Genomic DNA, 11,425 nt, shown 5'->3' with positions numbered 1-11,425 from the left:
CCGGTCGCCGGTGCCTCGGTGTCGCTTTTCAACAATCCCGACCTGCACTTCACTTTTCCCACCATAAAGTTGCCCTCGATGGGAAGCGACCACAAGCCGGTGAGCGATGATTTCGCACGGGAATGGCGCGAGATGCTCGCCGACGGCCATTATTTCACCATGGACAGGTGGATGACGGCCATGGGAGCGGAAAACCAGCAAGCCATCATCACGGCGGGCGAGAGTGACGAGCTGACACGCAAGCTGAGTCTGAAATCAAGCCGTGGCGGTTATAAGGTGTCGATAATATGGCTTCCGGAGCGCATGAATATCGAGTGTGCCAACAAGATGCTCAAGCTCATAGAGGAACCGCCGAGTCACACTGTGTTCATCATGGTATGCGACGAGCCGGACAAACTGCTCGAGACAATACGCAGCCGCACACAGCGCATTGACATGAGGCGCATTGACGAGGCAAGCATGAGGCAGGCTCTCGCCGAACGGCGCGGACTGTCGGCCGACGATGCGGCAAGGACAGCCCGGATGGCCGACGGCGACTGGATTAAAGCGCTCGAGCTGTTGAGTGCCGACAGCGAGAGCAGGCTGTTTCTCGATATGTTCCGCACGCTGATGAGGCTGGCGTATATGCGCAACGTCAAGGAACTGAAGAAGTGGAGCGACACCATGCAGTCACTCGGCCGTGAGAAGCAGAAACGCTTTCTTGAATATTTCCTGCGGATGGCTCGTGAGAATTTCATGTATAACTTCCGCAATCCCGACCTCATATACATGACAAGGGAGGAAGAGGAGTTTGCCCGGAACTTTGCACGTTTCATCAATGAGGCAAACATATTGCCGATATGCGACCTCGTGAACAGGGCCATAAGAGATATAGGGCAGAACGCCAACGGCAAGATAGTGTTTTTCGATATGGCGTTGCAAATGATAGTATTGCTCATCCGGAAGAGCTGACGGAAGATGCCGTGGCGCGAAGAAATAATTAAAGATAAAATAATAGAAATAAGATATGGACATCAAAGAAAAGGAAAACGAGATATTCTGCGGGTGCGGACGGGGACTGTGCAAGGAAGCCGTAGGCCGGCAGGACAGGCAGCTTAACACATACGACTGGCTGGCTGACGTGCCCGGAAATACCGACGACACAGACCTTGTGGAGGTGCAGTTCAAGCATACGAGAAAGGGATATTATCACAACGTGAACCGGCTTGACCTGAAAAAAGGGGACATCGTGGCCGTTGAGGCCAATCCCGGACATGATATCGGAGTGGTGACACTCACAGGACGGCTTGTCAAGATGCAGTTGAAGAAAGCCAACTTGCGCTCGGCAGATGACATAAAGCGTATATACCGCATTGCCCGGCCGGTGGATATGGATAAATATCGTGAGGCAAAGAGCCGTGAGCACGAGACGATGATAGAGAGCCGCCAGATAGCGAAAAATCTCGGCTTGAAGATGAAAATAGGCGACGTGGAGTATCAGGGCGACTGCAACAAGGCCATATTCTATTACATAGCTGACGAGCGTGTAGACTTCCGCCAGCTAATCAAGGTGCTCGCCGAGACGTTTCATGTGAGGATCGAGATGAAGCAGATAGGCGCTCGGCAGGAGGCGGGGCGCATAGGCGGTACGGGCCCGTGCGGCCGTGAACTGTGCTGTGCCACGTGGATGAAAAACTTCGTGAGCGTGAACACAAACTCGGCGCGCTTCCAGGATATATCGCTCAACCCGCAGAAACTGGCGGGTATGTGTGCCAAGTTGAAGTGTTGCCTCAACTATGAGGTCGACAACTATGTTGAAGCGGGCCGCCGGTTGCCAAGCAAAGAAGTCGTATTGCAGACGCAGGACAGCGATTATTATCTCTTCAAGTCCGATATTCTGGCCGGGATGGTGACATACTCCACTGACAAGGGCATGGCTGCCAATCTTGAGGTGATAAGTGCGGAGCGGGCCAAGGCGGTGATAGAGATGAACCGGAGAGGCGAAAAGCCGCTGTCTCTTCAAGAGGACGGAGGAAATAAAGACAGCGGACGGCCGGTGGACCTGCTTGCCAATGAGAACATATCAAGGTTTGACAAGGCCAGGAAAAAGAAGAAATCGGGCAGGCGTCCGCCACGGCAAGACGGCCAGGAGGAGACCCGCAGGCCGCGAAAGCCGGCTGCCGGCCGGCAGAACGCGCCTGAAGCGGCGGCGGAAAACAGCCAGAGACCACAACATGGAAGAGGCGGTCGCAGACAAGGTAACCGGCCGCCGAGAAATAATCAGCATCGGGATGCGAGGGAACAGAACAATAAAGGACAGGGCAATTGAGGCTCTGATGGTACTTACGGTTGCGACGGCGCTTGTGTCTTGCAACCGTAAAACCGTTTATTACCATTATGAGCACACGCCGATAGAGGGGTGGGAGAAGAACGACACACTGACGTTCAACGTCAGTCCGATGGCTGTGGCGGGTGATTATCGTGAGCATATCGGCTTGCGGATAAACGGTTCTTACCCGTTCACAGGATTATGCCTGATAGTGGACCAGACGATACTCCCGTCGGGAGTTATGATAAGCGATACGCTGGACTGTAAGCTGATAGCGGACGACGGGGCTGTGAAAGGGCGCGGAGTGAGCTGTTATCAATATAAATACCACCTTAAAAACATAAGGCTCGACAGCGGAGATTCACTCCGTATAAATGTACGGCACAACATGATACGAGAAATCATGCCGGGTATAGCCGACATAGGAGTGCGGATAGACAGGATAAGATAGGACGACAGGGCGGATCAGTTTCTCGCTAAATTGCGGCCGGCGTCTATCCTGAGGAATATGAACAGCAGGAAAGTGAACCCCCACAGCGATGAGCCGCCATAGCTGAAAAAGGGCAGGGGGATACCTATCACGGGAGTAAGGCCGAGCACCATGCCCACGTTTATGAACACGTGGAACAGGAATATGGAAAGTACGGAATAGCCGTATACACGGCCGAAGCGGAACGGTTGCCGCTCGGCAAGGTGGATGAGGCGGAGTATGAGGGCGAGGAACAGCAGCAATACTCCTGTGGACCCGAGGAAGCCTTCCTCCTCACCGACGGTGCAGAAGATGAAGTCCGTGTCTTGTTCGGGTACGAATTTAAGTTTTGTCTGCGTGCCTTGCAGGAAGCCTTTGCCTTCAATTCCGCCCGAACCGATGGCAATCTCGCTCTGATGCACGTTGTATCCGGCTCCGGAAAGATCTTCCTCAAGACCGAGAAGCACGTTTATTCGTACACGTTGGTGAGGCTCCATCACATTATTGAGTACGTAATCGGCCGAATAGAAGAATGCCATAGAGCCGAGGGCAAACATCATGATGAAGAAATAACTTCGTATCCGGGTTGCCAGTCCGCGCCATAACAGTATGCCGGTCATGATGGCGCTGATGGCCAGTTGCACCCATACCACATCGAACGGTATCACGTATTTGGAGAACAGAAAACATATAAGCGTGATGCCGAGAGAGTATGCGAGCATCTGGAACATTATCTTTTTTTCCTTGCAATATACTCCGATCATCAGTGAAGTGAACACTTGTACGAGCAAGAGTACAATGAACTTGCCCATGGATGTGGGGGTGTCGAGAAGCATGGTAGACTCGAAACGAATGCCTACGACAAAGTAAATGACAGCCGCCACACCTGTGAAAAGCACGCTGCCCGGCATTCCCTCGCGGTAGAACATGAGGAAAAAAGCGAGATACACGAGTGCCGAACCGGTCTCTCGCTGCAATATGATGAAGAGCATGGGCGTGATAATGATGCCCATTGTGACGGCGAAGTCTTTCAATTTGTGTATGCTGTAGCCGTAGCCGCTCATGAACTTGGCAAGTGCCAGAGCCGTGGCGAACTTGGCAAACTCGGCCGGTTGCAGGCGTAGCGAACCGAGGACGAGCCATGATCGGGAGCCTTTTATCGAGTGGGGATTGAATATCGTGGCGAAAAGCAGCAGCAGTAATGCGGCATATATGATATATGAGAAGGTGTCGTAGAACCTGTCGTCGAGCATCAGCAGCACGAAACCCAGGCATATCGACGTGCCAATCCATACAATCTGCATGCCCGATCGGGTGTCGAGGCTGAATATGTCGGTGTCTCCGTATGTGTAGCTCGCTCCGCAGACACTTATCCATCCGAATGTGAGGAGTGCCAGATATATTCCTATCGTCCACCAGTCGAGAGAGCGGAGCACGCCTTGCGGCTTGTCGGTTCGTTGCTTCATCTTTGTCGTTTACTTGCTTTTCGGATATTGTTTTCCGGGTCTTTTTATAATCGTTTATCTGTCTCTCGTTCCGTATGCTATGCGGCGGCGCTGGAAGTCGTCAGCTTGCTTCATGGATTCTTCCGATAGCTTGCCGTTTATATACTGTTCCATCATCAGTCCGCCTATCGGCACACCGTAATCGGCTCCCCATCCGCCGTTCTCCACATACACGGCGATGGCTATTTGAGGGTTGTCCATTGGCGCAAAGCCCATGAATACGGAGTGGTCGTGACCGCGGTTCTGGGCTGTTCCGGTCTTGCCGCACGCCATGAAATCATACTTCCCGAGGGCTCTGCACGTACCGCCGAGTACGGATGAACGCATGCCCTGCACCACATAGTTGTAGGCCCGGCTTTCCGCCATTGTGTAGTGGCGGCGTGTATATGTGGTGTCGAGCGGCTCGTCCTGTACTTTTTTCACCACGTGAGGCACGTAGTAATAGCCTCTGTTGGCGATTGTGGCTCCGAGATTGGCTATTTGAAGCGGTGTCGCAGTCACCTCACCCTGTCCGATCGATATGCTTATTATGGTCAGTCCGTTCCACGATCCGCGGTAGGCTTTGTCGTAAAACTCGGCGTTCGGTATCAGGCCCCGTTTCTCGCCGGGCAGGTCTATGCCCAGTTTATATCCGAAGCCCATGCTTACCATGTAGTCGCGCCATGTGTTCATGGCTGTCTGCACATTGCCGTATTTCTTGCGGTTGCCTATCATGTGATACAGACCCCAGCAGAAATAAGCGTTGCATGAGGTGCTCAACGCGCCCACAACGGCAATCGGAGAACTGTGACCGTGGCATTCGAGATGCAGTCCCCGGTGATAGAATCCGAGGTGGCAGGGATATGCAGTGGTTGTGGAGGTTATCCCTTCGTTGAGAAATGTCAGTGCCTGTGTGGTCTTGAAAGTAGAGCCAGGAGGGTAAAGTCCCATTATACTTCGGTTGAGCAACGGCTTCCATGCGTCGAGAGCGAGCTGCGAGTGGTTTTTGCTCCTCAGTCTGCCCACCATCATTCTTGGGTCGAATGTGGGTGAAGACACCATACAGAGCACCTCACCGGTAGACGGCTCGATAGCCACTATGCTGCCTATCTTCCCTTCGAGGAGTCTCTCTCCCAATGCTTGCAGCTTCAAGTCGATTGTCAGCGTGAGGTTCTTTCCTGCCACGGGACGCCTGTCTAACGCTCCGTTCTGATAGCTGCCTTGCAATCGTCCTCTTGCGTCGCGCAGCAAAATCTTTATTCCTTTCTCTCCGCGCAGCTGTTTCTCGTACTTCCGTTCAACGCCTAATTTCCCAATATAGTCGCCCGATATGTAGTAATCGTCTTCCTCGATGTCGGCTGGTGACACTTCCGCCATGTCGCCAAGGACGTGCGCCGCATAGGGATATTGATACTGCCGGATGCTTCGTCGCTGTATGTAGAAGCCAGGAAAGCGGTACATTTTCTCCTGGAATACGCTGAATTCCCTGTCCGAAAGCTGGTTCATGAACAGTTGCTGTGTAAACCGGGAGTATCCGGGAGTATTTTTGATGGTTTCCATCCGGCTGTCGAAGAACTCCTTGGTGATGTTCAGCGTGTTGCAGAACTCGGTCGTGTCGAGACGGTTTCTGGTCTCGTTCATCACCACCATGATGTCGTATGCCGGCTGGTTGTACACAAGCAGGTTGCCGTTGCGGTCGGTGATGACACCCCGCGACGGGTACTCGATCTTTTTGAGAAATGCGTTTGAGTCGGCGTTTTTCTTATAGTCGTCGCTCATTATCTGCAAGGTGAACAGTCTGATGATATACGTCACCACGATGACAATGGCCACCCCGGCAATGATAAACCGTCTGTTTTCGAGTCCGTAGTCTTTCACTTTTTCCTGACGCTCTCTATGGTGAGGATTAAAACAAAAGTCAATGCAGCACTGCCTCCCACGCATTCGAGCCACTGCAACCAGTTGAAGAAGTTGAAGGATTCAAGCGTGAAGAAAGCGAGGCAATACAGGATGATGAGTGTCCCGGCGTAAAAAGAATACTTCATCGTGCCAAGTTCGGATGCCGACGGCACGAGGTCTTCTGTCGCTTCGCGGGGAATGAAAAGTTCGAGGTAGTATGGTTGTATGGCACCTATGAGCGTAAGTGATGCCGATGCCACTCCGGGTGTGTTTGAGAAAGTGTCTATCGCAAGGCCAAGCAGGAAGCACCACAAGAGCACTGCCCACTTGGGATGGTTTCTCGGTATTGTGATGGCGAAATAAACGTAGAGTAGCGGTGTGGCGCAGTCGAACAGATGTATGCGATTGAGCACCAGTGCCTGCATCAGGCACAGCGCAATGAAAATGCCGGTCCGTTTTATCAGTTCGAAAGTCATGCTTTTATGGATTTATCTTCTTATTGTATTCTGCATGGAGTCTCTTGCCGCCCCTATCAGTTTAGCCTTTTCGGCTATGCTCTTGTCGTTGATTACACACACGTCGCGCAGTCGTCCGAAGTCGGTGGTAAGCTGTACCTTGAGTCTGTACGACAACCCGTCGCGCGAGTTGTATACCTGCAAAATCTTTCCTACGAGCACTCCAGGCGGGAATATCGACGAGTATCCGTTTGTCTCGACCCAGTCTCCCCGTTTAAATCTGGCATGTCGGGGTATGTCTTCCACAAACGCTGTTCCTGGGTCGCCGCCCTGCCAGTGCAGGTATCCGAAATATCCGCGGCCGCGTATTGCGCAGCTTATCCGCGACTTGGTGTTAAGAACCGGAAGCACCACGGTGTAGTGGTCGGACACGAGATAAGTTACCCCCACTATGCCTGTGCCGCACGCCACGCCCATGTCCGGTTCGATGCCGTCCGCCTTCCCGCGGTTAATGGTTATGAGATTGTCTTCCTTTTCGAGCGAGTTGCTCACCACCTTTGCCGGTACCAGGGTGTATTGTCTGAGCATGCGCAGCTCACCTTTGTCGGTGGCCATGCTGTCACCGGTGGCTTCGGTATACAGTCTTGACAGTTGGTTTACCTGGCGTTCGAGATAAAAATTGCGAAGCGTCAGTTCCTCGTTGACCTGTATCAGCGAGAAAAACGACTCCACGGCAGAGTGCCATTCGTATATCTTTCCCGTGACGGCGTTGGCCGACGACACCCATACACTGCCTTGATAATTGTTGTATCCGAACAGTAGTACTGCCGATGCGACTTCGAGAACCACGAACAGCAGCCAGTGATAGTACTTGGTGAGAAACTCTAACAGATTACGCATAAAAAACTTTTAAAGGTAAAAAGGTAAAAAAGTAGAAGGTAAAAAGATATTGTACGGGAGAAATTTGCCTCATGGATGGTTTCTGTAGTCTCTACGGCTTTCATGGTTTCCGTATGTCTTTTACATACTTCCGACTTGTCTTTCTATACTTACGGTTTGACTTTTTCGTATTGCCGGTTTGCCTTTGTATAAACTTTCAGTCTGTAGCCTTCCCCTTTTCGGTCTTCCATGACCTTGTCATTACTTTTTTACCCTTTTGCCCTTTTACTTTTTTATCTTTAAAACTATCTCATCAGGAACGAGAACCGGTCTACGTTTTTAAGCGCTATGCCCGCTCCCTTGGCTACGCTGTGCAGCGGGTCTTCGGCCACGTGGAACTGTATACCCATCTTGTCGGTAAGTCGCTTGTTGAGTCCTCGAAGCAAGGCACCGCCACCACTGAGGTAAATTCCGTTTTTCACGATGTCGGCATAAAGCTCGGGCGGAGTGTTTTCAAGCGCAGAGAGTACCGCACTCTCTATCTTGGCTACTGTCTTGTCGAGGCAGTGGGCAATCTCCTGATAGCACACGGGCACTTCCATTGGCAGAGCTGTGATGCGGTTTGGGCCGTGCACCACATAGTCTTCCGGAGCTTCGTCACCGAGGTCCGTGAGTGCCGAGCCTACGTGTATCTTGATGCGCTCTGCCATGCGCTCGCTCACTTTCACGTTGTGCTGGCGGCTCATGTATTCCTGTATGTCAGCTGTGAGGTCGTCACCGGCCACTCGTATGGAGTTGTTGCTCACGATACCTCCGAGTGAGATTACCGCAATCTCGGTCGAGCCTCCACCGATGTCTACAATCATGTTTCCCTCAGGCGCTTCCACGTCGATGCCGATGCCTATAGCCGCGGCCATAGGCTCGAAAATCAGATACACATCGCGTCCGTCGGCATGCTCGGCCGAGTCGCGTACAGCACGCAGCTCCACTTCGGTAGAACCTGAAGGCACGCCGATGACCATTCGCAACGACGGTGAAAAGAGCCTGCTTCCAGTGTGTACCATTTTGATAAGTCCGCGCATCATCTGCTCGCAGGCAGAGAAGTCGGCAATAACTCCGTCGCGCAACGGACGTATGGTGCGTATGTTCTCGTGGGTCTTCTCGTACATCAGTTTCGCTTTCTCGCCCACGGCGATCATTTTGTCCGTGCGGCGGTCGAGAGCCACCACAGACGGTTCGTCGACCACGATCTTGTCGTCACTGATGATGATGGTGTTGGCTGTGCCAAGATCCATCGCTATTCCCTGAACAAAAGAAAAAAATCCCATTGTCTTTTACGGTTTTAAATCTCAATGGTTTGCGGCCGACATGCCTTTTGTGCTGGCTTCCGCTTATGGCATCTACCGGCCGCAAACATTGAATTGTGAATTATTTTGCGAACCACTCGTGTATGGCGGTATCGTAGTGGCTGCTCACTCCGAATGCACGCTCGGCAAACATCTTGCGGTCTGCGATGTCGGTCTGTGCTCCGTTCTTGTTGATTATATCGAGCAACATGCTATATTCGGCCTTGCTCGGCACTATCACTACATCCTTGAAGTTTTTAGCTCCGGCGCGGATGAGCGATATTCCGCCTATGTCTATCTTCTCGATGATGTCGGCATCGGAAGCTCCGCTTGCCACGGTGTCTTCGAATGGGTAAAGGTCTACGATTACGAGGTCAATCTCCGGAATTTCGTATTGGGCCATCTGCTGGCGGTCGCCATCGTTGTCGCGGCGTCCGAGGATACCTCCGAATACTTTGGGATGCAGTGTCTTGACCCGGCCTCCGAGGATAGACGGATATGTTGTCACGTCTTCCACCTTGCGGCAGTTGTAGCCGAGCGATTCGATAAACTGTTGCGTACCTCCCGTAGAAAGAAACTCTACACCTTCTTCATTAAGTTTTTTCAGCAACTCGTCGAGTCCGTCTTTGTGGAAAACGGAGATGAGTGCAGTCTTGATTTTTTTTGTTTCAGCCATACCGGTTTTATATTATAATGCATTATTTTTTAATAGAGGTTGCAAAGTTAATAAAAAGGGTTGGTTTGACAATCTTTTTTGACAGAAAAAACATTGCGTCGCGGTTTATTTTTGATTTATATCCTTTGGTTGCCGGACGAGGCCTGAATTGCTGTGGGTATTTTGTAGATAAAACATCAGACTTTTTATGCTTGCGTGTTTGTGGAAGTTTGTTTGGCGAGCTGATGCTTTTCTAGTAAAAATCAGGCTGATTTTGCATGAAAAACACTTTGATTTTTGATAGATTTATTGTTGTTGGTCGCTACGTTTTGGTTTGTTTCAATTATAGTATCTATTATTAGTTGATTATCAGTATTATATGCTCTAAACGGTAGAAAAGTGACCGTATGGATTCTGATTAGATACGAAAAGCGTGAGATTTAACGTATTTAACCTTCATTAGTATCAAATTAGCTGAACGTAAAAATGAAAGCCTGTCGATAGTGAGGGATGTTCACTACCGACAGGCTTATATGTATTTTATCTATAAAGTTATCTCCATAGAGGCTCCGAAAACCAATTTTCAGGGAATCCCATTGCTGCAGGGTCTACCTGTGGATAAGAAACGAGTAAGGATTTGAGGTCATTTTTGAAGTCCAATCCATATCCCATCGAATCAAGCCAATATGCAATACAACAGGCTATAGCATATACTTTGTTCGCATCAACACCATCAATGTTCACCCACGCACCACGTAAAGAGGCATTCATTTGTGGAGCGTTGGAGAGATAACGATTCCAAAGTCGTGAGTGGTGAGCGCAACAGTTTCTAAGGACAGTTACACTACGCATCCAGCTTTCCAACACCTCATGCTGTGGAAGATTGAATTGACGAGCTACACGCTTCTTCAATTTCTTGTCACTGAAATTGTAATAGAGTTTTGAAAGCGTGCCGAAAGATGCAAGTTCAAGCGTTTTCCATGCTGGAGGGAATATCGGCTTGTCATAGTTGTGCCTATGCTCTTTGATAAAGTCCTCCTTGCTACGTTGAAGTTCTCTATCTATGGAGTTCATATTCTCAATAAACTTGTGCTCATCGTCAGCAAGACTTGTATCAAAGAACCAAAACGATCCATGAGCCAAAGAGAACTCTTGTATAATCTTTGTGCGCAAAGCTATCTCTAATCGTTGGACTGCCTTGAACATCAAATCTCTCAATTCTATATCAAAGTTGTAGAGAGCTACGGCATCTTCAAATCTACTATTAGGCTTAAATTGATGCGTAGTCTTGTCAGCCTCCATAGGACGAAGGTATTGGACAAAACGAAAATAACTGACCTCTCCAAGAAATTTTGCAGCCTCGGATGAATCAGCAATATTTAAGCCTCTACTTTTTAGTAGTTCTATTTGTTCGGAAATAGAAAGAGCCTGTTTTGTGTATAATCTTAATGTTCCCATAAAAGCAAAAGACCCGCCCTGGTTCGCTGTTCAAATGGGAAGCGTGGCGGATTCTGTTGCTGCAAAGATACGAATAATCATTGATAATACAAACTTTTTAGCGAGAAAAATTACGCAAAAGTGGAATTCTTTGACATATTTATATTTAATAATGTTAAATCAGACCTAAAAGTCATACTTTACCAGCCAAACAAGGTGGTTTTCAAAGTAAAAGTGTTACCTTTGTAACGTCTATGCCCATACCGGAAGTCCCGATGGGCAGAGGTTGGGCAGACATATATACATATAAGGCGTAACTGTACGCTTTGGTTTTGACAGTGTAAGAATCTGGCAGTTCGAGCAAAAGTTGTCAAGAACAAAGCAACGGGAACGCCTCATGAGGTGTATTGTATACAGCCCTTATTGGCTTCGGACGATTTTGGGTCAGCGGATTTTTCCGGTGGGCGGGAGAGAGTATCAAGAGTATAGTGTT

10 protein-coding genes are annotated in these 11,425 nt (G+C 49.9%); 3 read left to right on the top strand and 7 right to left on the bottom strand.

All coding sequences use genetic code 11. The annotated features are described in order from the left end of the window. The 3 genes from MoGM_RS06530 to MoGM_RS06520 form a co-directional block, all read left to right on the top strand. A partial coding sequence (locus MoGM_RS06530; RefSeq protein WP_104369303.1) for a DNA polymerase III subunit delta occupies positions 1–951 on the top strand: 951 nt, incomplete at its 5' end. Positions 952–1,006: 55 nt separating this feature from the next. Next, entirely contained in the window at positions 1,007–2,308 is a 1,302-nt protein-coding gene (locus MoGM_RS06525) for a regulatory iron-sulfur-containing complex subunit RicT (RefSeq protein WP_104369302.1), read from the top strand. Continuing rightward, the gene (locus tag MoGM_RS06520) at positions 2,271–2,759 is read left to right on the top strand and encodes a gliding motility lipoprotein GldH (protein ID WP_104369301.1); all 489 of its coding nucleotides are present in this window, start codon (positions 2,271–2,273) and stop codon (positions 2,757–2,759) included. Before MoGM_RS06525 ends, MoGM_RS06520 begins: the two co-directional genes overlap by 38 nt. 14 nt (positions 2,760–2,773) lie before the next feature. Here MoGM_RS06520 and rodA read toward each other — a convergent pair whose 3' ends face one another. The 7 genes from rodA to MoGM_RS06485 form a co-directional block, all read right to left on the bottom strand. After that, positions 2,774–4,243 (bottom strand): rod shape-determining protein RodA, encoded by a 1,470-nt coding sequence (gene rodA, locus MoGM_RS06515; protein WP_104369300.1) that lies wholly within the window; start codon positions 4,241–4,243, stop codon positions 2,774–2,776. 54 nt (positions 4,244–4,297) lie between these two features. Continuing rightward, complete coding sequence (mrdA, locus tag MoGM_RS06510; RefSeq protein ID WP_104369299.1) at positions 4,298–6,139, bottom strand: penicillin-binding protein 2; 1,842 nt, start codon at positions 6,137–6,139, stop codon at positions 4,298–4,300. Then, positions 6,136–6,636, bottom strand: coding sequence for a rod shape-determining protein MreD (mreD, locus tag MoGM_RS06505; RefSeq protein ID WP_104369298.1), 501 nt, complete (start codon positions 6,634–6,636; stop codon positions 6,136–6,138). Before mreD ends, mrdA begins: the two co-directional genes overlap by 4 nt. A 12-nt stretch (positions 6,637–6,648) precedes the next feature. Then, positions 6,649–7,515 carry a rod shape-determining protein MreC gene (gene mreC / locus MoGM_RS06500; RefSeq protein WP_104369297.1) on the bottom strand — a complete coding sequence of 289 codons (867 nt, stop codon included), beginning with the start codon at positions 7,513–7,515 and terminating at the stop codon, positions 6,649–6,651. A gap of 284 nt (positions 7,516–7,799) precedes the next feature. Further along, a complete protein-coding gene (locus MoGM_RS06495) occupies positions 7,800–8,822 on the bottom strand; it encodes a rod shape-determining protein (protein ID WP_104369296.1) in 1,023 nt (340 codons plus the stop codon). Between the two features lie 100 nt (positions 8,823–8,922). After that, a complete protein-coding gene (locus tag MoGM_RS06490) occupies positions 8,923–9,516 on the bottom strand; it encodes an IMP cyclohydrolase (protein ID WP_104369295.1) in 594 nt (197 codons plus the stop codon). A 531-nt stretch (positions 9,517–10,047) separates the two neighbouring features. Next, positions 10,048–10,953: an Abi family protein gene (locus MoGM_RS06485; RefSeq protein ID WP_104369294.1), complete on the bottom strand. Its 906-nt coding sequence runs from the start codon at positions 10,951–10,953 to the stop codon at positions 10,048–10,050. Positions 10,954–11,425: the final 472 nt, after the last annotated feature.

Source organism: Prevotella sp. MGM1 (assembly GCF_002933775.1).
Classification (GTDB): domain Bacteria; phylum Bacteroidota; class Bacteroidia; order Bacteroidales; family Bacteroidaceae; genus Prevotella.
The sequence above is the reverse complement of the archived record's forward strand: the minus strand, read 5'-3'. Positions and strand labels throughout refer to the sequence as shown.